The sequence below is a fragment of the Pseudomonas sivasensis genome (genome assembly GCF_013778505.1).
In the GTDB taxonomy this organism is placed as follows: Bacteria; Pseudomonadota; Gammaproteobacteria; order Pseudomonadales; family Pseudomonadaceae; genus Aquipseudomonas; species Aquipseudomonas sivasensis.
Genome location: NZ_JAAOWU010000003.1, coordinates 299,699 through 326,235 on the forward strand (window position 1 = coordinate 299,699; position 26,537 = coordinate 326,235).

27 protein-coding genes and 1 pseudogene are annotated in these 26,537 nt (G+C 59.7%); 9 read left to right on the forward strand and 19 right to left on the reverse strand.

Going from position 1 to position 26,537, the window contains the following annotated elements; genetic code table 11:
• Positions 1 to 95: 95 nt before the first annotated feature.
• On the forward strand, positions 96 to 992 hold the full coding sequence (locus tag G9Q84_RS07740) for a LysR family transcriptional regulator (protein WP_032891043.1): 897 nt from the start codon (positions 96 to 98) through the stop codon (positions 990 to 992).
• On the opposite strand, the gene G9Q84_RS07745 is transcribed toward G9Q84_RS07740, so the two are convergent.
• Entirely contained in the window at positions 989 to 1,906 is a 918-nt protein-coding gene (locus G9Q84_RS07745) for a LysR family transcriptional regulator (protein ID WP_032891044.1), read from the reverse strand. The two genes, G9Q84_RS07740 and G9Q84_RS07745, sit on opposite strands and share 4 nt — an antisense overlap.
• 105 nt (positions 1,907 to 2,011) lie before the next feature.
• On the opposite strand from G9Q84_RS07745, the gene G9Q84_RS07750 reads away from it, so the two are divergent.
• The 3 genes from G9Q84_RS07750 to G9Q84_RS07760 are packed head-to-tail and all read left to right on the forward strand — an operon-like array spanning position 2,012 to position 4,676.
• A complete protein-coding gene (locus G9Q84_RS07750; RefSeq protein WP_122756156.1) occupies positions 2,012 to 2,767 on the forward strand; it encodes a 5-oxoprolinase subunit PxpA in 756 nt (251 codons plus the stop codon).
• Positions 2,768 to 2,826: 59 nt separating this feature from the next.
• On the forward strand, positions 2,827 to 3,705 hold the full coding sequence (locus G9Q84_RS07755) for a 5-oxoprolinase subunit B family protein (RefSeq protein ID WP_122753097.1): 879 nt from the start codon (positions 2,827 to 2,829) through the stop codon (positions 3,703 to 3,705).
• Positions 3,702 to 4,676: a 5-oxoprolinase subunit C family protein gene (locus G9Q84_RS07760; RefSeq protein WP_122756157.1), complete on the forward strand. Its 975-nt coding sequence runs from the start codon at positions 3,702 to 3,704 to the stop codon at positions 4,674 to 4,676. Before G9Q84_RS07755 ends, G9Q84_RS07760 begins: the two co-directional genes overlap by 4 nt.
• Before the next feature lie 123 nt (positions 4,677 to 4,799).
• Here G9Q84_RS07760 and G9Q84_RS07765 read toward each other — a convergent pair whose 3' ends face one another.
• Together G9Q84_RS07765 and G9Q84_RS07770 are read right to left on the reverse strand one after the other, a co-directional pair.
• The gene (locus tag G9Q84_RS07765; RefSeq protein ID WP_032891052.1) at positions 4,800 to 6,416 is read right to left on the reverse strand and encodes an inorganic phosphate transporter; all 1,617 of its coding nucleotides are present in this window, start codon (positions 6,414 to 6,416) and stop codon (positions 4,800 to 4,802) included.
• 264 nt (positions 6,417 to 6,680) lie between these two features.
• Positions 6,681 to 7,700 (reverse strand): transporter, encoded by a 1,020-nt coding sequence (locus G9Q84_RS07770; protein ID WP_032891053.1) that lies wholly within the window; start codon positions 7,698 to 7,700, stop codon positions 6,681 to 6,683.
• A gap of 260 nt (positions 7,701 to 7,960) precedes the next feature.
• Between G9Q84_RS07770 and G9Q84_RS07775 the strand changes: the two genes are divergently transcribed.
• Positions 7,961 to 9,589, forward strand: a complete 1,629-nt coding sequence (locus tag G9Q84_RS07775) for a methyl-accepting chemotaxis protein (protein WP_032891055.1) — start codon at positions 7,961 to 7,963, stop codon at positions 9,587 to 9,589.
• Here the strand turns inward: G9Q84_RS07775 and G9Q84_RS07780 are convergent, their stop codons facing one another.
• From G9Q84_RS07780 to G9Q84_RS07790, 3 genes are all read right to left on the reverse strand, one after another.
• Positions 9,590 to 10,762, reverse strand: coding sequence for a GAF domain-containing sensor histidine kinase (locus G9Q84_RS07780; protein WP_181643069.1), 1,173 nt, complete (start codon positions 10,760 to 10,762; stop codon positions 9,590 to 9,592).
• A gap of 181 nt (positions 10,763 to 10,943) precedes the next feature.
• Positions 10,944 to 11,258, reverse strand: coding sequence for a PepSY domain-containing protein (locus G9Q84_RS07785; protein ID WP_122753094.1), 315 nt, complete (start codon positions 11,256 to 11,258; stop codon positions 10,944 to 10,946).
• 95 nt (positions 11,259 to 11,353) lie between these two features.
• Positions 11,354 to 12,481, reverse strand: coding sequence for a glycerophosphodiester phosphodiesterase family protein (locus G9Q84_RS07790; protein WP_032891060.1), 1,128 nt, complete (start codon positions 12,479 to 12,481; stop codon positions 11,354 to 11,356).
• Between the two features lie 232 nt (positions 12,482 to 12,713).
• On the opposite strand from G9Q84_RS07790, the gene G9Q84_RS07795 reads away from it, so the two are divergent.
• Positions 12,714 to 13,037, forward strand: a complete 324-nt coding sequence (locus G9Q84_RS07795; RefSeq protein ID WP_032891062.1) for a DUF2025 family protein — start codon at positions 12,714 to 12,716, stop codon at positions 13,035 to 13,037.
• Here the strand turns inward: G9Q84_RS07795 and G9Q84_RS07800 are convergent.
• Positions 13,034 to 13,357: an antibiotic biosynthesis monooxygenase family protein gene (locus tag G9Q84_RS07800; protein ID WP_032891064.1), complete on the reverse strand. Its 324-nt coding sequence runs from the start codon at positions 13,355 to 13,357 to the stop codon at positions 13,034 to 13,036. The genes G9Q84_RS07795 and G9Q84_RS07800 overlap by 4 nt on opposite strands.
• Entirely contained in the window at positions 13,354 to 14,055 is a 702-nt protein-coding gene (locus tag G9Q84_RS07805) for a CTP synthase C-terminal region-related (seleno)protein (protein ID WP_122756159.1), read from the reverse strand. Before G9Q84_RS07805 ends, G9Q84_RS07800 begins: the two co-directional genes overlap by 4 nt.
• Positions 14,056 to 14,135: 80 nt before the next feature.
• Between G9Q84_RS07805 and G9Q84_RS07810 the strand changes: the two genes are divergently transcribed.
• On the forward strand, positions 14,136 to 15,020 hold the full coding sequence (locus G9Q84_RS07810) for a LysR family transcriptional regulator (RefSeq protein WP_122756160.1): 885 nt from the start codon (positions 14,136 to 14,138) through the stop codon (positions 15,018 to 15,020).
• On the opposite strand, the gene G9Q84_RS07815 is transcribed toward G9Q84_RS07810, so the two are convergent.
• The 5 genes and pseudogenes from G9Q84_RS07815 to G9Q84_RS07830 all read right to left on the reverse strand — a co-directional run bounded on the left by G9Q84_RS07815 (position 15,017) and on the right by G9Q84_RS07830 (position 19,053).
• Positions 15,017 to 15,535, reverse strand: coding sequence for a DUF1003 domain-containing protein (locus G9Q84_RS07815; protein WP_122756161.1), 519 nt, complete (start codon positions 15,533 to 15,535; stop codon positions 15,017 to 15,019). The two genes, G9Q84_RS07810 and G9Q84_RS07815, sit on opposite strands and share 4 nt — an antisense overlap.
• A gap of 84 nt (positions 15,536 to 15,619) precedes the next feature.
• Complete coding sequence (locus tag G9Q84_RS29735) at positions 15,620 to 16,201, reverse strand: methyl-accepting chemotaxis protein (protein ID WP_371260759.1); 582 nt, start codon at positions 16,199 to 16,201, stop codon at positions 15,620 to 15,622.
• An 18-nt stretch (positions 16,202 to 16,219) separates the two neighbouring features.
• Positions 16,220 to 17,026, reverse strand: a pseudogene (locus tag G9Q84_RS29740) (PAS domain-containing protein); the annotation flags it as partial.
• A gap of 150 nt (positions 17,027 to 17,176) precedes the next feature.
• A complete protein-coding gene (locus G9Q84_RS07825) occupies positions 17,177 to 18,235 on the reverse strand; it encodes a diguanylate cyclase (protein WP_032891069.1) in 1,059 nt (352 codons plus the stop codon).
• Between the two features lie 191 nt (positions 18,236 to 18,426).
• Positions 18,427 to 19,053, reverse strand: a complete 627-nt coding sequence (locus tag G9Q84_RS07830) for a TetR/AcrR family transcriptional regulator (protein WP_032891070.1) — start codon at positions 19,051 to 19,053, stop codon at positions 18,427 to 18,429.
• A gap of 123 nt (positions 19,054 to 19,176) precedes the next feature.
• Between G9Q84_RS07830 and G9Q84_RS07835 the strand changes: the two genes are divergently transcribed.
• Together G9Q84_RS07835 and G9Q84_RS07840 are read left to right on the forward strand one after the other, a co-directional pair.
• Entirely contained in the window at positions 19,177 to 20,238 is a 1,062-nt protein-coding gene (locus G9Q84_RS07835; RefSeq protein ID WP_181643070.1) for an MBL fold metallo-hydrolase, read from the forward strand.
• A 339-nt stretch (positions 20,239 to 20,577) separates the two neighbouring features.
• Positions 20,578 to 21,096: a hypothetical protein gene (locus G9Q84_RS07840; protein WP_081797863.1), complete on the forward strand. Its 519-nt coding sequence runs from the start codon at positions 20,578 to 20,580 to the stop codon at positions 21,094 to 21,096.
• A gap of 108 nt (positions 21,097 to 21,204) precedes the next feature.
• Here G9Q84_RS07840 and G9Q84_RS07845 read toward each other — a convergent pair whose 3' ends face one another.
• From G9Q84_RS07845 to G9Q84_RS07870, 6 genes are all read right to left on the reverse strand, one after another.
• Entirely contained in the window at positions 21,205 to 21,585 is a 381-nt protein-coding gene (locus G9Q84_RS07845; RefSeq protein WP_122756163.1) for a helix-turn-helix transcriptional regulator, read from the reverse strand.
• 106 nt (positions 21,586 to 21,691) lie between these two features.
• Positions 21,692 to 22,639, reverse strand: a complete 948-nt coding sequence (locus G9Q84_RS07850) for a hypothetical protein (RefSeq protein ID WP_122756164.1) — start codon at positions 22,637 to 22,639, stop codon at positions 21,692 to 21,694.
• A 54-nt stretch (positions 22,640 to 22,693) separates the two neighbouring features.
• Positions 22,694 to 23,863 (reverse strand): MFS transporter, encoded by a 1,170-nt coding sequence (locus G9Q84_RS07855; RefSeq protein WP_032891088.1) that lies wholly within the window; start codon positions 23,861 to 23,863, stop codon positions 22,694 to 22,696.
• A gap of 150 nt (positions 23,864 to 24,013) precedes the next feature.
• On the reverse strand, positions 24,014 to 24,835 hold the full coding sequence (locus G9Q84_RS07860; protein WP_032891075.1) for an ABC transporter substrate-binding protein: 822 nt from the start codon (positions 24,833 to 24,835) through the stop codon (positions 24,014 to 24,016).
• 25 nt (positions 24,836 to 24,860) lie between these two features.
• Positions 24,861 to 25,625, reverse strand: a complete 765-nt coding sequence (locus G9Q84_RS07865) for an amino acid ABC transporter ATP-binding protein (RefSeq protein WP_010208290.1) — start codon at positions 25,623 to 25,625, stop codon at positions 24,861 to 24,863.
• A gap of 24 nt (positions 25,626 to 25,649) precedes the next feature.
• On the reverse strand, positions 25,650 to 26,528 hold the full coding sequence (locus G9Q84_RS07870; RefSeq protein WP_025859372.1) for an amino acid ABC transporter permease: 879 nt from the start codon (positions 26,526 to 26,528) through the stop codon (positions 25,650 to 25,652).
• Between the last annotated feature and the right edge of the window lie 9 nt (positions 26,529 to 26,537).

Sequence of the window (26,537 nt, forward strand, 5' to 3'; positions counted from 1 at the left end):
TCAGATGTGAACGTGGGACTGAGTGTATTTGTCCGCTGCTAACGTGATAAACAGGGCTACACCGGAATCACTGGCCGGATAAGGCGAACAATCCCATGAACAAACTTGAGTTGCTGCGCACCTTCGTGCGGGTCACCGAACTGTCGAGTTTTACCCAGGCGGGCGAGAGTCTGGGGCTGCCGCGTTCCACCGTGTCCGAGCATGTGCAGGCGCTGGAAGAACTGCTCGGCGCGCGTCTGTTGCAGCGCACCACACGCAAAGTGCAGGCGACCCAGGACGGGCGCGTGTTGTACGAGCGCAGCAAGGACCTGCTCGCGCATATGGAGGAACTCGAAGGGCTGTTTCGCCAGGACGAAGCGCAACTGAGCGGGCGCATCCGCGTCGACATGCCCAACGTGATGGCGCGGGAACTGATCCTGCCGCGCTTGTCGCAGTTCATGGACGCGCACCCGTTGATCGAGTTGGAGATCAGTTGCACCGACCGCCAGGTCGACCTGCTCGCCGAAGGCTTCGACTGCGTACTGCGCGTCGGCGCCCAGCCGGACCACAGCGTGGTCGCACGCGTGCTGTGCCGCATGCCGATGATCAACTGCGCGAGCGCGGGTTACGTGCAACGTTACGGCGTGCCCGCGACCTTGGCCGATCTGGCGCAGCATCAATTGGTGCATTACGTGCGGCCATTGGGTTCACGCTCGGCCGGTTTCGAGTATCAGCAAGGCAACAAGGTGCAGCGCATCCCCATGGCCGGGCGGGTGACGGTCAACAGCACGGATGCGTATCGCGTGGCGTGCCTGGGCGGTTTTGGCATTACTCAGGTGCCGGCCTTGGGTATTCGTGACTTGCTCGCCAGTGGCGAGTTGGTTGCCCTGCTCCCCGACTACCCGGCGCCGCCGCTGGATGTGTCCTTGCTCTACGCGGGTCAGCGGCATTTGCCGTTGCGGGTGCGCGTGTTCATGGACTGGCTGGCGGCCACCCTGCAAGCCCATCTTTAACGGCGCGCCGACAGTTGCTGCGGCGCCAGGAACGCGTCGTGAAAGTAATCCCGGAACGCCTGCATCGCCGGGGTAAATGCCCGCTCGCGGTGCCAGGCCAGTCCGACGCTCATGGGCGTGACCGGGTCGGTGACGGTCAGGGTTTCGATGCGCTTGCCTTCCAGTGACCACGGGCGGTGCACCAAGTCCGACAGAATCGCCACGCCGCTGCCATTGGCGACCATGCTGCGTACTGCCTCCACCGAACTGGTGCGCAGTCGCACCTTAGGCGTTTGCCCGGCCTGTTCCCAATAGCGCATGGCGCTGTGTTCGGCTTCATCGACGGTCAGCAGGATGTAGGGCTCCTGCGCGACATCCGCCAGGCTCACGGCGCCGCGCTCGCACAATGGGTGATGGCTGGGCAGCCACAGGCGACGTTCCGAGTTGAACAGAATCTCGGAAACGATCGCCGGGTGAGTCAGGTTGGCGGTGAGCACCACGGCCATGTCGAACTGGCCGTCGAGCAGACCTTGTTCGATCGCCTGGCGCTCCTGCTCGAAGACCTCGATGGTCACGTCCGGATGCCAATGCTCCATGCGCTGCAAGTGATGGGGCAGGAAGTAACCAAGTACGGTGTAACTGGCCGCTACCCGCAGCACGCCGCTGGCGCGGTAGTCGGGCAATGGACTGTTCAGCGCATCGTCCACGCTGCGCACAATCACATAGGCGCGGTTGAGAAAGTGCCGCCCGGCATCGGTCAAGTTCATGCCTTGGGCCGAGCGCACAAACAGTTGCACGCCGAGCATCGCCTCCAACTCCTTGATCGCCGTGGTCACCGCCGACTGCGAGATGTTCAGGTGGATCGCTGCCTGGGAAATCTGGCCGATCTCAGCGGTGGCGACGAAGTAGCGGATTTGGCGCAAGGTCAGCGACATGAGCGATATCTGTTTTTCAGAAGATAGGGCATCTGATAATAGATCTTCCCAAGGGGTCAAGGCGCAGCCTACTTTTCCAACATCATTTCTGGCGGAGCGACCCCGATGCAGGCAGTGGATTTCAATTCGGACATGGGCGAAGGTTTCGGCCCCTGGACCATCGGTGATGGCGTCGACGCGGAGCTGATGGCCTACATCAGCTCGGCCAATATCGCCACCGGCTTCCACGCCGGCGACCCCGGGACCATGCGCCGCACCGTAGAACGCGCCAAGCAACTGGGCGTGGCCATCGGCGCCCATCCCGGCTTTCGTGATCTGGTCGGCTTTGGCCGTCGGCATATCAACGCACCGGCTCAGGAGCTGGTGGACGATATGCTCTACCAACTCGGTGCCCTGCGGGAAATCGCCCGTGCCCAGGGCATGACGCTGCAACATATCAAGCCTCACGGCGCGCTTTACATGCACCTGGCCCGTGACGAAGAAGCGGCCCGGCTGCTGGTGCAAAACCTGCAACTCATCGAACCGACGCTGTTGCTGTACTGCATGCCCAACTCGGTGATCTGGCGCGTGGCCAAGGAGTTGGGGCAACCGGTGGTCCGGGAATTTTATGCCGATCGTGAGTACGATCTGACGGGCTCCATCGTGTTTACCCGCACTGTTCGCGCGCTGGATCCTGCGACGGTGGCGGCACGTGTCCTGCGGGCTTGTCAGACGGGGTTGGTGCGCACCGTAGAAGGCGAAGACCTGTTTATCGAATTCGATTCCATCTGCCTGCACAGCGACACTCCCGGCGCCCTGGAACTGGTGGAAGCCACCCGCGAAGCCTTGGACCAGGCGGGTATCACGGTCAAAACACCCTAATAAGATCGATCCCTTACTTTTTTGCCTGCCTTTCCATAACCATTCCAAGAGGAAGCGACATGGCTGAAACGACCCCCATCCGCTACAGCTTCGGCGGTGATGAACACCTGTTTGCCGAGGTCAGCGACAGCATGTCGTTGGAGGCCTTTTTCAAGGGCATGGCGGTGACCCGAGCGGTGGAGCGCCTGGCGCTGGAAGGCGTGCTGGATGTATGCCTGGCCAATGCCTCGTTCCAGATCCGCTTCGACCCCGACCGCATCGCGCCCCATGTGTTGCTCGACGCCGTGCAAAGCGCCGAAGCTCAGGCCGTGGCCGAACGCACCTTGCGCACGCGCATCATCGAAATCCCGGTGCTGTACAACGACCCCTGGACCCATGAAACCCTGATGCGTTTTCGCGATCGCCATCAAGACCCCAGCGGCACCGACCTGGAGTACGCCGCGCGCATCAATGGCCTGGCGGATGTGGACGCGTTTATCGCCGCTCACAGCGGCGCGCCGTGGTTTGTGTCGATGGTCGGGTTTGTCGCGGGTCTGCCGTTCATGTTCCAAATGGTCGAGCGCGAGCGGCAGTTGCAGGTGCCCAAATACCTGCGCCCGCGCACCGACACGCCCAAACTCACCCTCGGCCATGGTGGCTGCTTTGGGTGTATCTACTCGGTGCGCGGCGCTGGCGGTTACCAAATGTTCGGGGTGACCCCGGCGCCGATCTACGACCCGGCGCAGCAGTTGGCCTACCTCAAGGAGCACATGGTGTTCTTTCGCCCCGGTGACATCGTGCAGTTTAAACCCATAGAACGTGATGCCTACGACCTGGCCGTCGCCGAGGTGGACGCAGGACGTTTCGACCTGCGCATCCGCCCGGTGGAATTTTCCCTCGACGCCTTTCTGGCCGACCCGGTGGGCTATCCGAAAACCCTGCAGGAGGCGCTGGCATGATCAAAGTCCTCAAACCCGGCCTCGCCACCTCTGTGCAGGACCTTGGCCGCGAAGGTTATTACCACTTGGGCATTCCGCCGTCGGGGGCGCTGGACCAATACGCGCTGAGCGCGGCCAACCATCTAGTGGGCAATCCGGTCGGTGCGGCGGGCCTGGAATGCACCTTGATCGGGCCTGAATTGGAATTCCAACAGGATGCGTTAGTGGCACTCAGCGGCGCGCTCATGTCGCCGCGCCTTGACGGTGAAGTGGTGCATCAGGACACCGCGTTCCAGGTGCGTGCCGGGCAGGTGCTGCGTTTCGAATTTCCCAAGGCCGGCGCACGGACTTACCTGGCGGTGGCCGGCGGCATTGATGTGCCCGTGGTGCTCGGCAGTCGCTCCACTTACACCCTGGGCGCGCTTGGTGGGTTTAAAGGTCGGCGCTTGCAGGAGGGTGATGAATTGCCCATCGGTGAGCTCTGCGGGCAGGGCCGGGCGGGCAACAGTTTGCCGATGGCCTTGCGCCGGTCGGTAGGGGGCGATATCACCCTGCGTGTGGTGCCTGGCCTGTATTACGAGCGCCTGACCGGTGCCGCCAAAAGCAGTTTTTTCGCCGAACCGTGGACCGTGGGTTCCGAAGCGGACCGTATCGGCTATCGCTTCAAGGGCGGTAGCGCGTTGAGCTTTGAACCACGGGAACAGCCGTTTGGCGCGGGCTCGGATCCGTCGAATATTGTCGACAGCTGCTACCCCATCGGTTCGATCCAGGTACCGGCGGGGCTGGAGCCGATTGTGTTGCATCGAGATGCAGTGTCGGGCGGAGGTTACGCGATGATCGGCACGGTGATCAGTGCCGATCTGGATTTGATCGGGCAGATGCAGCCCAACCAGTGCGCGGGGTTTGTGGCGGTGACGCTGGAGGAGGCCCTTGAGGCGCGGCGGGTGTACAAGAAGCGGCTCAAGGCCATGACGGGTCTCTTCAACAACTGACACAACACACATCCAACTGTGGGAGGGGGCTTGCCCCCGATGTCGGTGGTTCAGCTACAGATCGGCCGACTTACCCACCGCCATCGGGGCAAACCCCCTCCCACAGTTTCAATCTATGTTGTGTCAGAAAAGTTGGGTGAACAGCCAGTAGAGGCTGCCAGACAGAAGAATCGCCGCCGGCAACGTCAGCACCCACGCCATCAGCAAATTGCGGATCGTCCGCATCTGCAACCCAGCACCATTGGCCACCATGGTCCCCGCCACACCGGATGACAGCACATGGGTTGTCGACACCGGCAACCCATACATATCTGCGGCCCCGATGGTCAGCATCGCCACTGTTTCCGCCGCCCCGCCTTGGGCGTAGGTCATGTGGGTCTTGCCGATTTTCTCGCCCACCGTGACCACGATGCGCTTCCAGCCGACCATGGTGCCCAGGCCAAGCGCAATGGCCACCGCGATCTTCACCCAAAGCGGAATAAAGCGCGTGGCGTTGTCGATCTGTTGCTTGAACAGCTGCAGTTTGTCTTGGGTGTCGGCGTCGAAATTGCCGACCTTGCCCTTGTCCATCAGGCGAATGGTTTCGCTGGTCAGGTACATGTCGTTACGCACGTTGCCGACCGCCTCGGCGGGGACTTTGGCCAGGGAGCCGTAGCCTTTGACTTCTTCGCCGATATGCCCGGTGAGCGCGGCGAGGGCCGGCACCAGGTCCGGTGTGGCTTGCTTGGTGCGCACGTAGGTCGACAGGACGGGGCGCGGGTCGCCGGGCAATGCCTGCGCCGTGGTTTTCATCAGGGCGGCCTGGGTCACTTCGGCCACCGCCGCGAACTGCAAAGACTGCTCGGCGGGCATGGTGCGGTTCAACGCATAGGCCATTGGCAACGTGCCGACCAGAATCAGCATGATCAGGCCCATGCCTTTCTGCCCATCGTTGGAGCCGTGGGCGAACGACACGCCGGTGCAGGTGGCGATCAACATGCCGCGAATCCACCACGGCGGCGGGGTGTTGCCTTTGGGCGCCTTGTACAGCGATCGGTTCTTCACAAAGGCGCGCATGGCCAGCAGCAACAAGGCTGCAAACGCAAAGCCGATCAAGGGGGACAGTAGCAACGCATAACCAATCTTGGTCGCCTGGGCCCAATCTACCCCGCTGGTGCCGTCACGTCCGTGCATCAAGGCATTCGCCACGCCGACGCCGATGATTGAGCCGATCAGCGTATGGGAGGACGAGGCCGGTAAACCCAGCCACCAGGTGCCGAGGTTCCACAGGATCGCAGCGATCAGCAGGGCGAAGATCATCGCGAAACCGGCCGATGAGCCCACCTGCAAAATCAGCTCCACCGGCAGCAGGGCGATGATGCCAAACGCCACCGCGCCGCTGGAGAGCAGCACGCCGAGGAAGTTGAAAAAGCCCGACCACACCACCGCGAAATGCGGTGGCAGCGAGTTGGTGTAGATCACCGTCGCGACGGCGTTGGCGGTGTCGTGGAAACCGTTGACGAACTCGAAGCCCAGAGCGATCAACAACGCGACGCCCAGCAGCAGGAACGGCGTCCAGGTGGTGACCACCGTGCCCAGTTCGTGCATGTCATGCATCAGGCTGTAGGCGGTGAACAACAGTCCCATGGCGAGGACGGCGAAGAAAATGATCACGGTCACCAGGCCAGGTTTCTTGTCCAGGCGCGGTTTTGAATCGACGGAAGATGAGTGCGTGGAGGCAGTCAGGGAAGGGGTGGCCATGCCGGAGCATCCAGGTGATGAAGGATGTCGTTCATAGTCATTGCAGAATGTTACAACGGTGCTGCCGCAGGTCAGTGTTTGGTCAATCAGGCACGCCATTAGTCTGTCTTGCAGCGCACACAGCCGCGAAACTCATAGGCACCACCGATCCCTGTGGGAGATGTCGAGCTTCAGCGAGGCTTCGATAGCGGCGGCAGGGCTGGCAGAGGTGTTGGCTGACACACTCTCATCGGGAGCAAGCCCCCTCCCACAGTGGATCTCATTTCAATTTGAAAATCTGCGAAACGCCCAACGCCCGGCAATCAAGGTAAAGGTCGCGACCAGCGCCACCAAAATCCAGAAGCCTTCCGGGTCTTGTGAAAGCGGCACGCCGCCGACGTTCATGCCAAAAAAACCGGCGATGATGTTGATCGGCAGTGCCAGCACCGTCACCACCGTAAGGGTGAACAGAGTGCGGCTGCTTTGCTCGTTGAGGTTGGCGGCGATCTCTTCCTGCAACAGTTTGATGCGTTCGCCCAGAGCCGTCAGGTCGTTGATGATCAGCGCAAACTCTTCGGTGGATTTGCGCAACTCCTTCACGTCTTCCTTTTGCAGCCATTGCGGCGGTCGGTTGAGCAGGCGCAGCAACGAGCCCGGCTCCAACGCCAGCAAGCGTTGCAGGCGCACCAGCACCCGGCGCGCGGCACCCAGTTCGGCGCGGTTGGTGGACAGGCGCGAGGACAGTAATTGGTCTTCGATATGGTCGACGCTGATGCTGGTCTTGCGCACGATCTGCGTCAGCACTTCGCCCTGGTCGCGCAGCAAATGCACCAACAGTTCCAGTGGCGAGCGAAAGTGTTCTCCGGCCTTTACCGACGAGCGCAACTTGTCCACCGAGTGCAACGGTTGCAGCCGCGCGCTGATCAACAGGCGGCTGCGAGCGCATACCCACAGCGTGGAAATATCCGACGAGACCATGCTGCTGAAGTTGAACACCACGTCGTTGACCACCGCCAGCAAGGCCGAGTCGACGTGTTCGATGCGGGTGGAGCGCGAGCCCTCGTGAAGGGCCTCGAAAAACTCTTCAGGCAGCTCCAGGTGCGCCTGCATCCAGCGCTCGCAGGCGGCGTGGGCGAGGTTCAGGTGCAGCCACAAGAACTCCTCCGGGTCCTGCGGTTGCTTCAATGCCGCCAGGGCGGTAGCCGAGTCAATCTGCTCCCCCTTAACACCTGGGCGAAAACGAAAACCGTAAAGCAAGCCAAACAGATCGGAGTCCTGATGGCTGTGATCGATGCTGTGATTCATGGAGGCTCGCAGAGAAAAGGCCTGTAGGACATTTCACAGGTCGCGTGGCGAATAATTACAGGGTTATTTGACAGTTTTATGACAGTCGTTGGTTTATTTCGCATTCGTGACATTTTATTGACCATTTGTCCGAATCCCTTCAAGAAGGCTCTATTCCGGCCGATTCAGCTCATTAACAACCGTTAGGGATGTGCGGTGCTTTTGTCGACAGGGAGGTCAAGGCATGCACACGCCACTTACCTGTATCGAGGCTTTCCCCGATGAATGTTTTGCGAACCTCCTTGAGAGCACAAATCCTGTCGCTGCTCGGTGGCAGCTTGCTGGCGATATTGTTGATCGCCCTGGCCTGTTTCAACTTCCTCTCCAACGGGGTGCAGAGTTATCGCAGTTTGATTGACGGGCCGTTGCTCACTTCGCAATTGATCGACGAAGCCAACCTGCAGTTCAAGGTGCAGGTGCAGGAATGGAAAAACGTGCTGCTGCGCGGCAAGCAGCCTCAGGATATGGAGAAATATTGGGGCCAGTTCCAGGACCGCCAGCGCGATGTGCAAAGTATCCTCGCTCGCCTGGTCACCCAGACCAGCAGCGACGCGCCGTTGAGCCGACGCATCGAAACCCTGCGCCTGGAGCACCAGCAACTGGGCGTGGCCTATCAGAAGGGCCGTGATGCCTATATGGCGGCGGGTGGTGATGCAACCGTCGGCGATACGGCAGTCAAAGGCGTAGACCGCGCCGCCAGTGAGCAGATGAGCGCTCTTGTCAGCGACCTGCGTGCCCAAGGCAGCCAGCAATCTCAGGCCATCAGTGCCTACGCCGAGCGCACCGTGCTGGTGGGGCTGGCGATTATGTTGCTCTCTGGTGTGCTGATCGGCCTGTTCAGCCTGTGGCTGATCAACCGCAACCTGATCCTGCCGATTCGTGGCTTGATCGACTACGTCACGCAACTCAGCCACGGCCGCTTTGCCGAGCGCGTAGCCAGCCGTCGCCAGGATGAACTGGGCCACCTGGCCGCCGCCGCGAATACGCTGCGCGACTTCCTCGCTGAAACCTTCAGCCGCTTGCAGCGCAGCGCCACCGACTTGGTCAGCGCCAGCGGCGAGTTGAACTCGATTGCCGGCCTGATGGCTACCGGCACCCAAGAACAATTCAACCGTACCGACCAAGTGGCCACGGCCATGACCGAAATGTCGGCCACCGCCCAGGAAGTCGCACGCCACGCTGCCAGTGCCTCGCGCGCGGCCGACGAGGCAGATCACTCGGCCCGCGAAGGCGGTGAAGTGATGAAGGTCACCATCGCTACCATCGGCCAGATGCGCACGGAAATCCTCAACACCGGCACCATCATCCGACGCCTGGAAGCTGACAGCGTACGCATCGGCAAAGTGTTGGAAGTGATTCGCGGCATCGCCGAGCAAACCAACCTGCTGGCGCTCAACGCCGCTATCGAGGCGGCGCGGGCGGGCGAGGCGGGGCGTGGTTTTGCAGTCGTCGCCGATGAAGTCCGCAGCCTGGCGCAACGCACGGCCGCGTCGATCATCGAGATCAACCAGATTATTCAGGCGGTGCAGACCGGCGCGATCGATGCGGCCGAGGCGATCGTCAGCGGCCAGTCGTGCAGCGATGACAGCGTGGAAAAAGTCAGCCAGGCCGGCGCTATGCTCGACCACATCACTCAGGCGGTGGAAGCGATCCGCGACATGAACCGCCAGATCGCCACGGCGGCCGAGGAGCAGACGTCGGTCGCCGAGGACATCTCGCGCAATATCACCCAGATCACCACGGTGGCCACGGCCAACCTCGACAACGTGCAACGCACCGAAGCCGCGAGCCACAATCTGCGCGGTTTGTCCGGTGAGTTGAATGAGGTGACGGCGCGCCTGGGCGCCTGATCAGCCGGTTGGCAGGCTGAAGCTAAACATCGTGCCGTGCTCCGCGGTGGTGGACACTTTGAGTTCACCGCCATGAGCTTCGGCAATCTGCTTGACGATATACAACCCCAGGCCCAGGCCGGCCTGGGGCGTGTTCGTCGCTGGGCGTGAGTAAGGCTCAAAGAGCCGGGGCAAGGCTTGCGCGCTTATCTGGCCGGCGTTTTTCACTGACAGGTGGAAATGGTCGTCCTCAACCTGCGCGCGCACCTCCACCGGGCCGTCATGGCTGCCATGGTGAATGGCATTGGCCACCAGATTAGACAGCAACTGCGCCAAGCGGTCGCGGTCGCCACTGACCCCTTGCAGATCACCGATATCCGCACGAATCTCGCGCTGCGGGTGCACGCTCTGCACTTCCGATACCACATGCTGCAACGCCGCCTGTAACCCCTGGCAGTCGCCGATGTTGAGTGGGATGCCGCTGCCCATGCGGCCCCTGGCGAAATCCAGCACGTCTTCCACTAACTGCGCGGCGCGTCGGCCGCTGGTGAGAATGTGCCGCACGAGGGTATCGGTGGCGGGGTCCGGGTATTTACGCAGCAGTCGTTCGGCACCGAAGTTAATTGCAAACAACGGGTTGCGCAGGTCATGGCCGAGCACGGCGATAAATTGCTCGCGCAGTTCGGCGGTACTGCGTTCTTCCTGCAATTGCACTTGTGTTTGCTGGGCGGCTTCTTCGGCTTCGATCTGCAATGACAACACCCGCGCAAACGATTCCATGGTCGATCGGATCGTGCTGCTGCGCAGCATGGCGGGATTGGGGTCCAAGGCGCAGATCGTGCCGAAGAAGCGCCCGTCGGTGCGAAATACCGGCACCGAAATGTAGCTTTCGAAGTGGTACAGGCGCGGTGTGTGGTGGTCGTGGTAGACCGGGTCTTCGCTGGCCTTGTCGATCACCACGGAGATATGGGAACCGCGAATCTCGTGGCAAATGGTGGTGGTCAGGTCCAACTCGCCTCCGACGCCGAGGCCGAATCCCAGGCGGTCGAGTACGGCGCAGGCGGTCCAGGTTTCGTCGGTCACCCGCGCAACGGCGGCAAAGCGCAGGCCAGTCATGTCGCTGATCACTTGGAGCATTGCGGGAACGGCACTGATTCGGCCAATGGTGGCAATGTCGACGGCTTTTTGCTCCATGACGTGTTCTCGGTGTGCTGTGCGATGGCGTAATGCCCTGGCTGATGCGGGGAAGTCTAACGACCTTGAATTGAGTCGGGGGAATTTGATTCATCGCGACGGCGCTTTTTCCAGGCATTACTGACGAGCGCCCATAAAAAAACCGCGCCACCCGAAGGTGGCGCGGTTTTGAGGATTCAACTCAGGTGTCTTGCTTGTTTTCCAGCACGGCACCGGTCTTGGCATCGAGCTTGACTTCAAACTTCTTGCCAGCGGTGTCGGTCAGGTCTACTTCGTAGACATATTGATCGGCTACACCGTGTTTGTTGTCCAGCTCGGTGTCGGTAATTGTCGCGCCAGGGTGAGTGGCTACGGCCGCGGCGTTGAGCTTGTCAAAAGGCATCACTGCGCCGGATTTGACCAGGCCTTCAATATGATCCGGACGAACATCCGCTTGGGCCAGGCCGGCAGTCAGCGTCAGGGCAGTTGCGGCGAACAAAGTGGTCAAAGTTTTCATGGTGTATGTCCTTCTTTGGTGAGCTGTTTAAGTGGCGCCAGATTAACTGGCGCAACTTAATTCATCCTTAATGGCGCACTGACACCAACGATGCCTCAGTACTTATAGTCGTTGAGCAAATCCTGCACGCTGGACGACGGCCAGCGCTTGTAGAACTTCAGCAGCTCGGCGGCGCGGTTGGTGAAGATGCCGTCGACGCCGGCTTTCATCACTTTCTCGAAATCCACTGGCTCATCCACGGTGTAGACATGCACCAGCAGACCTTTGTCGTGGGTCAGCTTGTTCATTTCAGGCTTCACCAGGTCCGAATAGCTCTGGTCGCCGTGGTCGGTCAGCTCGGCGGATGGGCCGGTGCCTATAGCGCCGAGGCTCTTGGCTTCGTCGACCCATTTTTCGAACTCGGCGGCGTCTTTCGGTTCTTGCTTGGCGTAGTAGGCGGCCTTGGTCGGCTCGCCGGATTCGGCGAAGGTCTGCTTGGATTTCGGCTCGATGCTGCCTTCACCCACCCACAACAGCAGGATCTTCGGGGTGTTCGGCATTTCTTTCTGCAGCTCTTTGAGGCTGGCGGTCTCGAAGGTTTGCAGCACTACGCGGCCCTTGCCCTGGCCGACGCCGGTGTTGCTCTTGCCCAGCTTGGAGCCGGCGGAGCTCAACCAGCCTTTATCCAACAGCTTGTTTTTGAGGTCGGCTTCGATGCCCGGGAACTGCTTGGGCTCCTTGGTCTCGATGTACAGGCCGGGTTTGTGCTGCGGATTGCCTTCAGCGATCTTGATGATGTCGTCCAGGCTCAGGATCTTCAGACCGACGAAGCCTGGACGCGCGCGGTCCGGGTAGGCGGCGTTGAACCAACTGCCGGCATCGAGGCTTTGCAGTTCCTTCCAAGTGAATTCGTTGGCCGGCGCGTCTTTGCGCTCGGGAAACTTGGTGGCCACATCGGTGGTGCGCTGCAGGTTGTTGTCGTGCAGGGCGAACAACACGCCGTCCTTGCTGCGCTGCAGGTCCAGTTCCAGGTAGTCGGCACCCAGGTCGCGCGCAACTTTGTAGGCGGCGGCGGTGGATTCCGGAGCGTCGTAGGAGGCGCCTCGGTGAGCGATCACGGCAGGGTGGGGAATGCCTTCGTTGGTTGCCAATTCAGCCGGGCTGATCGGGTCGGCCGCCTGCGCCTGGCCAAGGCCGAGCATCAGGGCCAGCAGCAGGGCGCTCTTGGTAAACGTGACAGGCATATGCGAAGTCCTTTCGTGGAGGTAGCTTTTAGAAGGCCTCCTTTTTAACAATTGATTGCGAAAGGCGCTATCACCAAACCGACATTAACGTGCGCACCCGTCAATTTTCTCGGTTTTTTTGCCAGGCATTGCAGTACTCTTGACCGCAGCCGCCCCGCTAGAGGGCAGTACTTTCCGCCACGCGTGTAAACCATCTTTCCAGTCCCTGTGGGACTTTTCAGTGAGGTTTACCATGCGCATCACTTCCGAGCTTATCTGCCAGGCCGCCGACCAACTCCACGGATTTGTGGGCCTTAATCGCAAGACCGGCCAGTACATCGTACGTTTCAGCGAAGACTCCTTCGGCATGGACGTGGCCGATGACGGGATCATTCCTACCGCCGAATTTGTCTGGCTGCCCGCCCCCGAGCAGACCATGACCCTATCGCGTGAACGCATTCAGTTGCTGCTGGACCAAAACATCGATGACCGCATCAACATTACTGAGCCGCTGCGCGTGTATATGCGTCGGGTTGAGATTCCACAGATCAGTGCGTTGCGCAGTCTTGTGAGCTAGTTCGCTTCAAAACCGTAGGCCCGCTCCACCTTGCACACCCGTGTCTGAAATGCCGAGTACCAGGTGGCGCGGCCCTGCTCACGCACGTTCCGGTGCTCGGCCTGCTGCTTCCACGCCAGGATTGCCGCCTCGCTGCTCCAGTACGACACGGTAATCCCCAGGCCATCTTCCCGCGCCGATTCCACGCCCAGAAAACCAGGTTGCTGCCGTGCCAGTTCCAGCATGTGTGCGGCGGCCTCGCCGTAGCCGTGATCGCCCTCGGTGCGCAGTGAGCTGAAAATCACTGCGTAGTAGGGCGGGGTGGGTGTCTTGGCGATCATGCCGATTGCTCCTGGCACGCCTTGAGCAGGGCGATCGCCAGGGGCGGCGCGATGCCATTGAGCGCCGCGCGTTCGGGCTGGAACAGAGTGGCGACGAAGAAAGGATGGCCGAGCAATTCCACTGCTCGCAGGTCCCCTGCGCAGTCGTGGCCGGTGGCGATCAGATCGCCCTCCAGCAACGCGCTGGCGAATTCGGGGTTCACCCCGTAACGGCAACGATAACCTTCTTCAAGATCAAGGGTGCCGTAGGCCTCGGCGATGCGCGTGTAGGGCATTAAACGTACGGTGTCGGTGGCCTCCACCAGCGCGCAGGTCAAGGGTGTGATCACGGCGCGTTTTGCGTCAGGAGCCACTTCACCGTGTTCGGCGTCGACCCAACCCAGCGCGTTACGTGCATATTCCAGCAATGCATGTTGAAAACCACCGCAGGTGCCGAGCAATGGTCGGCGCTGCTCGCGGGCGAAGCGGATCGCCCGCAGTGCGCCATCGGTATCCCGGTAAGGGGTGGCGGGTACACACCAGAAACCGTCGAAGTCGTGCAGGGATTCAGGCAGGGTGTCGGTGTCGAGCCAGTGCACATCAACAGTCATGCCCAGCGTATCGGCCGCCCGTTGCAGGGCCACGGGAATGGCTTGGTGCGCGGTGACGTGCGGGTTGTAATCGCCAATCAGCGCGAGGCGTAAGGGGGTGGCTTTCATCGTGTGCGTTCCATGGCTTGTTGTGGGCTGAGGCGCACTATAGATTGGCGTTCACGCAATCAATATTGGCGTTTGCCCATATGCTCAATGCACCGACGCACTATTCAATTGACTACCCTGACCTTTCGCTGATCCTTGCACTTGTGCGCGGCGGCTCCCTGGCGCGGGCGGCAGCGTTACTGCGGGTTGATGTGTCCACGGTGTTTCGCGCGATACGACGCTTGGAGGCGGCGCTGGGCCAGACACTGTTTGAAAAAAGCCGCGCCGGCTACCTGCCCACCAGCCTGGCCAACAACTTGGCGCAGCAGGCTGAACGCGCCGAACTGGCCCTCGAAGCGGCGCGCATCGGGGTGGAGCAGGGGGGCGAGGTGATCAGCGGCACAGTGCGCCTGACCTGTACCGATTCGGTGCTGCAAGGTCTGTTGCTGCCAGCATTGGCGCAGTTCATGCCGGACTATCCTGCGCTGATCCTGGAACTGAGCACCTCCAATGATTTCGCCAACCTCAGCCGCCGCGATGCAGATATCGCCCTACGCCTGACCAAGACTCCGCCTGAGCATCTCGTAGGACGTTGCCTCGGCACCGTGTCGTACCAAGTCTACGCAAGCGCCGACTATGCCCGCCGTCATGCAGGCCGTGAACTGGACGACCTGACCTGGATCGCGCCGGATGACTTCCTGCCCGATCATCCCACCGTCGCCTGGCGCCGCGAACACTTGCCGGGAATTCGGCCCAGCTATCGCTGCAACAGCATGTTGTCGGTGACCGAATTGGTACGGGCGGGGATGGGTGTGGCGGCGTTGCCGGACTTTCTGCTTGATGAGGGTCTGCAACCACTGGGCCCTGCATTGGCAGGGTATGACACGGCGCTGTGGTTGCTCACACGTCCCGATTGCCGGGCATTGCGCTCTGTGGTCACGTTGTTTGATGAGTTGGGACAGCATGTACGGTTGCCGGATCGTTAGGTTTTTCGTACGAAGTGCTCATGCATTTCGCACGTCAGGCTTTCGATATGCTCGGTCAGTTGCTTGGTCATCTCCGTCAGTCGGGTGTTTTGCTCCAGCAATTCCAGCAGCTGTTTGGTGGTCTGCGCGGCCTGGGCCTGGCGTTCGGTATTGGCAGTGGCCAAGGCTTCGCGATGCTGTGCGTCGGCGTCTGACTGCGCCTTGTCTCGCGCAGCCTGGCGAGTCTGGGCCAACAGGATCAGCGGCGCGGCATAGGCCGATTGCAGGCTGAACGCCAGGTTGAGCAGGATGAACGGGTACACGTCGAAGTGAGTGATGCCGGTCGCATTCAGAACCACCCACAGCACCACAATCGCGGTTTGCGCGCCGAGGAAGGTCGGGGTGCCGAAGAAACGGGCGAAGGCTTCGGCCTTCAGCGCGAAGGTATCGTTACCGAAAGTCGGCGCCAGGTGAGCGTGGGGGCGGTGGAAACGCAGGTGGTCAATAGGTGCGGTTTCAGGCTTCTCTGGGGTCATGGCGGGCTCGGGTCATCACGGTTAAGACGTTGGTTCACTATAGTCCTGGCGACCTGTCTTACACATGAATAACCCAAATCCTACTTAGTGGCGGACACGGTCATTGGCAAACGCACTCACCGCCTGTAACGCCTCGTTAGTGCCTTGGCGTATTTGCAGGATCACGGTGCCGGCGCGGTTGGCCAAGTCCACGCCCTGGGCTGCACGGTCGCGGGTACCGTCCATACTGTCGATGGCTTGGCGCGTTTCGTTCTGGATCATTGCGATCATGCTGGAAATTTCCGCCGTCGAACGGCTTGTGCGTGCGGCCAGTTGCCGAACTTCATCGGCCACCACGGCAAACCCACGCCCTTGCTCACCCGCGCGCGCCGCCTCGATGGCCGCGTTGAGCGCCAACAGGTTGGTCTGGTCGGCGATGCCGCCAATGGTGTTGACGATGGCGGTGATCTGCTGCGAACGCTCACCCAGCTTGGCGATCAGTTGCGAAGAACCGTCGATGTCTGAGGCAATTTCGCGCATGCCGTTGGCACTTTGCTGAATCACTTCGGCGCCTTTTTCCGCGATGTCCTGGGTGTTCAGGGAAATGTGATACGCCTGAGACGCGCTTGCCGCATCGGCGGCATGTTGCTCCACCTTGGCGGTCACGTCCGAGGCGAATTTCACCACTTTGCACAGGCGCCCGCTGGCGTCATATACCGGGTTGTAGTTGGCTTCAAGCCACACCGTCCGGCCGTTCTTATCCACGCGCTCGAATTGGCCGCTGAACAGCTCACCTTGGTTGAGGCGCTTCCAGAACTCGGTGTAGGCCGAACTGTTGGCCAGCTCCGCAGAACAGAACAGGCGATGATGCTTGCCCTGGATTTGCGCGAGGCTATAGCCCATGCGCTGCAGGAAGTTAGCGTTGGCCGTGATGATGGTGCCGTCGAGGTTGAACTCGATCACCGCCATGGCCCGGTCGATCGCCTCCAATTTGGCGCTGGCTTCGCTCTCGGCTTGCAGGCGCGGGGTCACGTCCAAGGCGAACTTAACCACCTTTATCACGTGCCCTGCCTCATCACGGACTGGGTTGTAGCTGGCTTCCAGCCACACCGATTCCCCATTGCTCGCCTGGCGTTCGAACGTTCCGGACTGAAATTGGCCATTGCGCAGGTTCGACCACAACTGGTGATACTCGGTGCTGCGGGCGAACGCCGGTGTGCAGAACATTCGATGGGGCTTGCCCACAACTTGCTCTGCGCGATAGCCCATGGTGTTAAGGAAATTGTCATTGGCCCGCAGTACATTGCCTTGCGGATCGAATTCGATCACCGCCATGGAGCGCTCGATGGCATCCAGCATGCTGGCCTGGTGGGAAACCGTGTTTTGTAGGGCGTTGATGGTTTTTTTATGGGTGTTGAATAGCATGGTGGCGGCTCGGGCAGGCAGCGTCTGAGTTTTCCATGTATAGGCGCCTGCCCCGTACGGCACTCGGCCTACGGTTGACGTGCTCATTGTCGGCTTCCTGCTGCCGACAGAGGGAGGTGGAACAAGGGATTCAGAGTGATCAGATTGCCAAGAAGTTCGCCCCAAGGGCAGGACCTTTTTTGGGTAGGCGACAGATGGTGGCTCTGTGCTATCTCCGCGGGTGCGCTGGAGGCTGTATCAGGCCGAATAGGCGACTCTTTCGTCGCTGACATTCACCCGGTTGCGGCCGTTATCTTTCGCTGCATATAGCGCTCGATCTGCCGCATTCAGCCACATAGCGGCGCTGGTGAAGGAGGGCTGGAAGTCCGCCAAGCCAATGCTCAGGCTCACGCGCAGCTCAGGGATGTGTGGGGCGCGGTAGTTGCTGAAGGTTTCGCGCATGCGCTCCATAACCTGTGCGGCTTCTTCTTGGTTCATTCGCGGAAGAATCACACAGAACTCGTCGCCCCCGTAACGTCCAGCCAAGTCGTTTTCCCGCAAGTGGCGCCTTAATTCCAAGCTCAACTGGCGCAGCACGGCGTCGCCGGCGATATGCCCATGAGTGTCGTTAATCTGTTTGAAGTGATCGATATCGATCAGCGCAATGGTGCCGTGGGTTTGTTGTTGCTGGCACTTGTGGAACTTGAGGTGCAACAAGTCTTTCCAGGACCCGTGATTGAGTAATCCCGTGAGGCTGTCGATGCGGCTCAAGGCACGGAGGGCGCGTTTGTGGTCCGAGAGTTTGATCGCCAATTGATAGCAGATCATGCCGATGGCCATGGGGTAGAAGGTCAGCATCGGCAGGCACGCGTAGACCTGGACCACGCTGATGCCAGGGTTGAAGTGCAGGCCAAACAGCAAAACAGCGACGCCGGCGCCGAGCAGTTGCGCCAGTGCTCCGCGTAACAGCAGGTATCTGCCGCCGGCGGCGACGTTGTTCATGGACACCATGGACAGCAAGGTCACGGTGGTTAACGGCGCGAACTGCAACGTCGCGACCCAAAAGCCGCTGAATAACGCGTCGTACACCAGATTGCGTCGCTCGGCGTCGTAGGGGACTTTGGCGCGGGTCGCCAGTTGATACGCGAGGTGCGGCCAGACAAAACCATTGGCCAACAGCGCTGCCCAGACCCACCCCGGCATCGCCAACGGATACAGGGCGGCTATTACACTGATGCTGCACATGGCAGAGCCGATGATTCTGGGCCTGTAGATGCGCCTGGCAAACGAGAGTCCTTTGCCTTGTCTGTTTTCCATAAAGTCCTGATTGAGCTGCTTTTCTACCTATATGAAGGCGCACGTTCGCTGGATGAACCGTTGATCGGATAAGGCCGATGAATATTGTCAGTTATTCCCGTGGGAATAATCAGTGTCCTTCCAGGCCATTTACGCAAAACAGAGGGCGAAAGCGTCAAATACGACCTTAAGTGTCGCTTACACAACAGGCATTATTGGGCGGGTGTGGGCCTGACTTCGTAGCCGGCCAGGAACAGGTCAATGGCGGACTCGATCACGCTGGCCTGGTTGGCGGCGTCCAGGGTAGGTTGGCCGAGGGTAATCTGCGGCCAGAATGCGAAGGCTTTGAGCAGACTCTGGATCTGATGGGCGGCAAATGCCGGGTCGGTGCAGGAGAGACGGCCGTCTTCCTGGGCGGCGCGCACCCACTGGGTAAAGCCTTCTTCGCGCTGGCTCAGGCGGGTAACCATGTCTTGCGCACGTTCCGGCGAATGAATGGTAGCCGCGATGGCGACTCTGGCGAGATCGAGGAAGTTGGCGTCCGACATCATCTTCATCTTTGCCTCCAGCAATCCGCGCAATTGCTCACGCAGCGGCCGGTCGCTGGCATAGCAGACGTCGAGCTGAGCGACGCTGCTGGCCCAGAGCTGGTGGAGAATCTCGGCGAACAACTCTTCCTTGCTGGGAAAGTGGTTGTACACCGTGCGCTTCGAAACGCCGGCGGTGGCGGCGATCTTGTCCATGCTGGTGACCTCGAAACCGTTATCGCGAAACTCAGCGATGGCAGCAGCCACGATGGCTTGGCGTTTGCGGTCGGTAAGGCGTTGAGGGGCAGTCATGGAGGGCGCTCAGCTCTTGAAGGAAAATTACACTCGGTAGTTTACTTGCTCCCTGTTTTGTTGCAATCTTGAAACTACACTGTGCAGTGTAATTTATGAGCGGACCGTAGGAGTCACTCTGCAATGGCCACCATCTCACCCCGCGTCGACCGCACGTCTGCAGCGCTCAAGCCAGCAGAGCAGGGCAAGGCGCACTTCAGCAACGACGCCCCTGTGCAACATGGCGGGCTTGGCAAAACGCTACGTATTTTTTGGAACATGGTGTTTAACAAGCCGCGCACCACGCGACCGGTGGGGGCGATTCCGGTAGAGCCGCTGACGCGCGAGCAACTGTTGGCGGCGCCTGATCACAGCGTATTTCGCTTGGGGCATTCCACTGTATTGCTGAAAATGCGCGGTAAGTTCTGGGTGACCGACCCGGTGTTCGCCGAGCGTGCTTCCCCATTCAGTTGGGCCGGCCCCAAACGCTTCCATCAGCCGCCGATCAGCCTTGAAGAGCTGCCTGATCTCGAAGCGGTGATTCTTTCCCACAACCATTACGACCATCTGGACCGCAAGGCTGTCGTCCAATTGGCCAACAAGACCCGTCATTTTCTAGCACCGCTTGGCGTGGGTGACATTTTGATCAAGTGGGGTGTCGACGCCAGCAAGGTTCGCCAACTGGACTGGTGGCAGGGCACCGAGGTAGACGGCATCCGTTTTGTGGCCACGCCGGCTCAGCACTTTTCCGGGCGGGGCCTGTTTGATGCCAATCAGACCCTATGGTGTTCGTGGGTGATGATCGACGGTGCGCGGAGGATTTTCTTCAGCGGTGACACGGGTTACTTCGATGGCTTCAAGCGCATCGGCGAGCAATACGGCCCGTTCGATCTGACGCTGATGGAAACCGGTGCTTACAACGTTGACTGGCCCCATGTGCACATGCAGCCGGAGCAAACCCTACAAGCGCACATCGACCTCAAGGGCCGCTGGTTGCTGCCGATCCACAACGGTACCTTCGACCTGGCGTTTCATGCCTGGCATGAACCGTTTGACCGCATCATGGCGCTGGCTTGGGAGCGCAATGTGTCGATCACTACGCCACCCATGGGCCAGGCGTTCAGCTTGAATCAGCCTGAGCGTGGGTATGCATGGTGGCTGGAAGTTGAAACTCAAAAAGATGCACAAGAGCAGCTTTCGAGCTGATGGAAGAGGTGTGGGAAAAAGGAGTTTTCATGTTGTTTCAGGGCTGCGACACACGCCAGTGAAGGATGCGATGATCCCCGGAAAATCACGGTTCAGGGGGTAGTTTTGGTGGAAAAAAAATGCAGTAAACATCCGCGAACAGAGGCGGTTTGCCAGTTAGGGCAGCCGCTGGCTGCACTCATGGATATAGCCGGTCGGGCAACGTCGTGCCACGCTCCGTCCTCTGAGCAGCCCCCTCCCCGCAACATCGCTTTTTGTGGCGATCCACACGTTCAAGTCCATCCCAGGGATGGCGTCCTGATCCCCGGATATAACGCGCCGGCCCTGCCGATAAAACCCGTGCGTGACCCCTCATTGACGCTGATTGCCTTGAGCGGCATCGAACCCGAGGGACCGGTGATGGTGGAGGTGCCTCTGGTGCAGAACAACAGCACTTTTACTGCCCTCAGCATGCTGGCTGGCCGGCGCGTAGGTTTTGCCGACCGATATGAGCGCAACGGTGATCAAGAACCCCTCAAGCATCGGGCGCCGTTCCTGCGAGCGTTGGAGCAATTACGACAGGCCGGGGCGCTCCTTGTACCGGTGTCTGCACAACAGGTCGATGGCTCGCTGCAATTCGACCTCCACACGCGTAATGAAATCGACGACCTTATGACTGAGCATCGGCTGGATGCGCTGGTCTCGGACAGTCAGAGTGCCGCGTTCCATCAGGCGTGTTGGAGTGGATACCCAAGGCTGGGCGAGCCTTTGGGAGCCGGGGCTACGTTGTGGTTCTACGGTGCAAGATGGTCGAAGGATTCACTGGCAGTCCTGGTGCAGGGGTATCGCAGTGTTCGTGGCCATGCAGATGCACGGTAGGGGCTGAATGTGGCGTCGGGCAATCCAACTCGTTGATCTCCCTACGTAGCGTGCGCCGGCATGAGACCTAGTTAAAGATGCCGGCTGGTCCGTTGACTTGGATAGGCTTTACGCACCATTCGGCTGGGCATTGGGAGAGTCTATTGATACGGTGGTTGAGCCCATCAGCCGAGACATGATGCCCTGTGCCGCGGGTTCAGGTGGCGTGATATCAAGGCGGCGCGCACTCATTCCCCAGCCCGGCGCAAAGCCTGGGAAAAATACCAGCCCTTCAGCCTCCAGCCGAAACGCCAGCGCCAGGCGCGTTGCATCATCGCTGTCACCCTGGCTTTCAAACCGTTGAATAGCCTCCACCGCCACACCGACATGACGGGCCAGGTCTTCCCGACTCCAGCCCAGCATCGCGCGGGCCTGTGCGCTGTGTTTGGCGGTGAATTGGTGCAGGACGATCTGCTGTTCTACGAAAGAGCTCATTGCCAGAGAGGACATGGGGTTTCTCCAGGGTTCGACGGGGGAGGACAAACTATACTGTGTTTTTGTACAGTTGTTTTGACCGCTCATCAACTGGATTTTTTCGATGGCTTTCAACCACTGGCTATTCCAACCCCGGCGCCTCCCGAATAATCAGGTGATCCAGGTTCTCGATATCCGCGCTGAACACCCCGAACGTTTGCTCGGGATTCTTCTTGCTGGGCACATGCTTGAGCTCTGGCGTCACCCCGTAGAAGAAGCAATACAGCGCACGCTGACTGTCCACTGCCGCCTTGATCTGTTCTAGGAACGCCGTGCGCTTGCGGTAGTTTTCGATGAGTTTTTTGCTCAGATAAACGTTGACCGAGTAGGGCTTCTTGTCGAGCCACACCTTCTTTTCGAAGTCGATGCGAAAGCTGCTGGTGTAGTCCTTGATCGCTTTAATCTTGCCCCAATAGATCAGGCCCTTGCTGTCTTGCAGGTATTCGATCTTCTTGAAAAACGTCCAGTAGGTCGCGGTGTGATCGCCGATTTTCAGCGGCATGCGCTTGAGCGTGTCCTTGTCGTCGATGTTGGACACGTAACATTCCACCGGGTGGGCGAATACGCTGGTTTTATCCGGGGTGGTGTCGTTGGAACTGACGGACGTGCTGGTTCGGTTCGAAGGTGTTTTCGCAGGTGACGCTGGGATTTGAGCTTCGGCACCGGTCACCGGAGTGTTGCGCGGGTACGTTCGTCGGGTCAGTACAAATTCCGACGGGAAATGGTCTTCGCGCTCGTCTTCAGTTTCCCCCGCGGCGCCCCTGTGCGTGCTGGCATAGCGGCATCCCTCGATATGCTGGGTGCTGGTTTTGTTCTTGAAGTGCGGCGTGCGCACATAGTTGACGTTTTTTGCATTGAATGTGCTCAACGCATTGCCCGTATCGAACGTCCCTCGGCACGCATCGTTGGGGCAGAGGAAGTGGTCAGTGTTGGAGTCGTATACGGCAGTTTCGTCGAAATTCAGGTCACGCACGTCGTAGATCGACAGCTTGTCATCGAGACTCAAACTGTAGGCCGTGTCGAATTTCATGAGGCTCGGGTCCGTGAGAAGTTTCGCTATTAATAGCGGGATCCCATGTAAATATCAGCAAGAACCTGCAACCCGCCGCCCACTCAGGAAACACAAGGTGCCACCCACAGCTGTAAGTGCGCCCAAGGCATAGAACATGCTGGTGGGCGCCGCATTGATCAGCAAGTACCCACAAATCACCGGGCTCAACGCTCCGCCAAAGGCGGCCAGGTTCTGTGCACCGTAGTAACTGCCGCGCAGGGTGTCGGGGGCGATGGTGTCGATGAACAGGAACTCCGAGGGGTAGATGATCATCTCGCCCAAGGTGAATACGAACATCGCCAGGCACCAGGTGACCAAGCTGTCCGCCAGGCTGAAACCGATCAACCCGGCAATGAACAGCAACGTCCCCAGCACGATCCAGTAGCGCAGTTGTTCACGCTTGAGAAACCGGCCTATCTGGTACTGCATCAAAATCACCGTAATGGCATTGCATGCCAGCACCGCCGAGAGAATCTTCAGAGCTTGCGCAGGCTTGTAGGCCACCAGCAGAAATTGCGACAGATACAGGGTGTAGCGCCCGTGGACAATGGTGCTTAACAGGCTGCCACCGGTGAACAGAATCAAGGTACGGTCGCTGCGCAATGTGCGCAGGGTGCTGAGAAAGCTCAGCGGTTTGTTGCTTTCGTCCCGTTGAGTCGGTGGGATGCCGATCATCAGGAACACACTGCAGAAGGCAATTGCGCTGGCGATCAGGAACGGCGCCAACTGCATATGCCCCGCAATTACTACACCCACCATGGGGCCCGTGGCGTAGCCGACGTTGGTGAGGGTGTAGCGCAGGGAAAACACCTTGGCACGCTCACCCACCGGCAGGTTTTCGCTGATGATCGCTTTGGAGCCAATCAGGAACAGCGCCGACGCGGCTTCGGTGATTACCAGGGTCAGTGTCGTCAGGTAGAGGTTGCTGGCAAAGGTCAGCAACAGAAAACCGATGGCGCTGGAGAGCATGGCCAGGATCAGCAGCTTGCGCTTTTCCAGGCGGTCGATGATGTAGCCGCCGTACAGGCCCAGCAGCGTGGCGATAAACACGGCGATCCCCATCAGCAGACCGATGTCCTGCTGGTTGAGGCCCAGGCGCGTGCTCAGCAGCAGGGCCAGCAACGGGCTGGTCATGGAGCGGCTGACCACGATGGTCACCGAGCAAATCATCAGGCGGCGGATTACCAGGGAGTAGGTGGCCACGGTGGGGCGGATGTCCTTGTTATCTTTTTTGAACAACAAAAATCCAGTGTGGGAGGGGGGCTTGCCCCCGATAGCGGTGTACAGCCAAGCATCAGGTGACAGAACCACCGCCATCGGGGGCAAGCCCCCTCCTACATTTTTTAGACCGAGTTATTGGCCAGCGTTAATGGTGATCTTCTCGACCGCCCCTTGCTCCAGATCCCACTTCTTCAAAATCTTGCCGTAGGTCCCATCATCAATCATGCCCTGTAGGGCCTCACTGATCGCGGTCACCAGCTCAGTGTTGCTTTTCTCAATCCCCAGCCCGGTGAACTGCTTGGAAATCGCCAGCCCAACCGGCTTGTACTTACCTTTATCCAACGACATCAGATAAGGAATCGTCTCGCTGCCCTGCATTGCGGCATCCAAACGGTTCTGCTGCAACTGCGCCCGCGCATCCGCCGAGCCTTCGGTGCCGATCACCACGATCGCCGGCTTGCCGGCCGCTTCGCAGTTTTCCTTGCTCCACGCGGCAATTTCCGACGGCCAAGTAGTCCGGCGACTGGTGCCGACTTTTTTACCGCACAGGTCAGTCAGTTCCTTGATCTCTTCACGCTTGGCCAGGGTGTACAGCTGCGGGCCACTGGTGAAGTAGTCGACAAAGGTTACGGATTTCTGGCGTTCGGCGGTGTCCGACATGCCCGACAGCACGATGTCCACGCGCTTGGTGGTCAGGCCGCTGAGCATTTGCTCGAAGCCGGTTTCCTGCCACTTGATCTTCACGCCCAGGCGCTCGGCCAGAGCGTTGCCCAGGTCGAAGTCAAAGCCGGTGAGTTTATTGGTGGCCGGGTCCTTGAAATCCATCGGCGGGTAGTTCGGCACGATAGCCGCGCTGATCTCACCCTTGTCCTTGATGGCCGCCGGCAAGGCCGCGAATACACAGGTGGAGGCCATCAGGCCTGCGAGCATCGTTGGGATAAACAATTTTTTCATGGGGGCGTTCTCGTTAGTTTTTTAGTTAAGTGCGAACGGCAGAAATAAAGCTTTGGGTACGCGGGTTTTGTGGGCTTATTAGAATTTCTTCGGGGCTGCCGGCTTCCACAATCTGGCCGGCGTCCATAAACACCATGCGGTTGGACACTTCACGGGCGAAGCCCAATTCATGGGTGACCACGATCATGGTCATGCCGGTGGTGGCCAAATCGCGCATCACCGACAGCACTTCTCCTACCAGCTCCGGGTCGAGGGCTGACGTGGGTTCGTCGAACAACATCAGCTTGGGACGCATCGCCAGCGCACGGGCAATCGCCACGCGTTGCTGCTGGCCGCCGGACAATTCCACCGGATAGGCATTGCGTTTGTCCGCCAGGCCCACGCGGGCCAGCAGTTCCAATGCATCTTCGATGGCTTCCTTGGGCGAGCGCTTGAGCACCTGGCACGGGCCTTCGATGATGTTTTGCAACACGGTCATATGCGGGAACAAATTGAAGCGCTGGAACACCATGCCGGTGGCCAGGCGCTGTCGGGCGATCTGCGATTCGTTCATCTCATGCAGCTTGTTGCCGACGACCCGGTATCCCACCAGTTCGCCGTCGACCCACAGGCCGCCCTTATCGATTTTTTCCAGTTGGTTGACGCAGCGCAGCAGCGTGCTTTTACCCGACCCGGACGGGCCGATGATGCACATCACTTCGCCTTGCTCGACTTCGATATTGATGTCGCGCAGCGCGTGATACTGGTCGTAATACTTGTTCAGGTTGACGGCCTTGACGATGCTTCTCATGGGGCAAATCTCCTCAACCCAAACTTACGAACGCTTGCCGGCGCCGCGAGCGAAACGACGCTCCAGACGGCTCTGGCCAAATGAAAGAACAGTCACCACCGCCAAGTACCAGATACCGGCAACGATCAGCAGCTCCATGACCCGGGCGTTGGCGTAGTAGATGTTTTGCGCGTTGTGCAGCAGCTCCGAGTACTGGATGACGCTGGCCAGGCTGGTCATTTTCACCATGCTGATGAACTCGTTGCCTACAGGCGGAATGATCACTCGCATGGCCTGCGGCAGAATGATCCTACGCAGCGCTTGCAAGCTCGGCATGCCGATGGACTTGGCGGCTTCGTACTGGCCCGTGTCCACTGACAGCAAACCGGCGCGCACCACTTCGGCGGTATAGGCACCCTGGTTGATGCTGAGGCCGAGCAGGGCGGCCACGAACGGCGTCATCAGGTCAACAGTGTCGATGCTGAACAGGCCGGGAATCGCGATTACCGGGAAAATCAGCGCCAGGTTGAACCACAGCAACAGCTGCAAAATCAGCGGTGTACCGCGGAACAGCCAGGTGTAGGTGATGGCCACATAGCGCAGGATCGGGTTGGCCGACATGCGCATGATTGCCGTGATCACGCCGATCACCACACCCAGCGCCATCGCCAGAATCGACATGACGATGGTATTCACCAGGCCCCATAGAATGGCCTCAGACGTGAGGAACTGACCGATGTAGGACCATTCGATCTGGCCATTGGCGAAGGCGCGCAACAGTGCGGCCAACACAATCACTATCAACGTGGCAAAAAACATCCGTCCGTAATAGCGGCGCGGCACGTGTTCGTACTGGGTTATGTCGAACTGGTTCTCGGACAGCTTGCGCTCTATTTCCAAGCGCTCGGCCGGGGTTTGGTTCATGGTGATTCT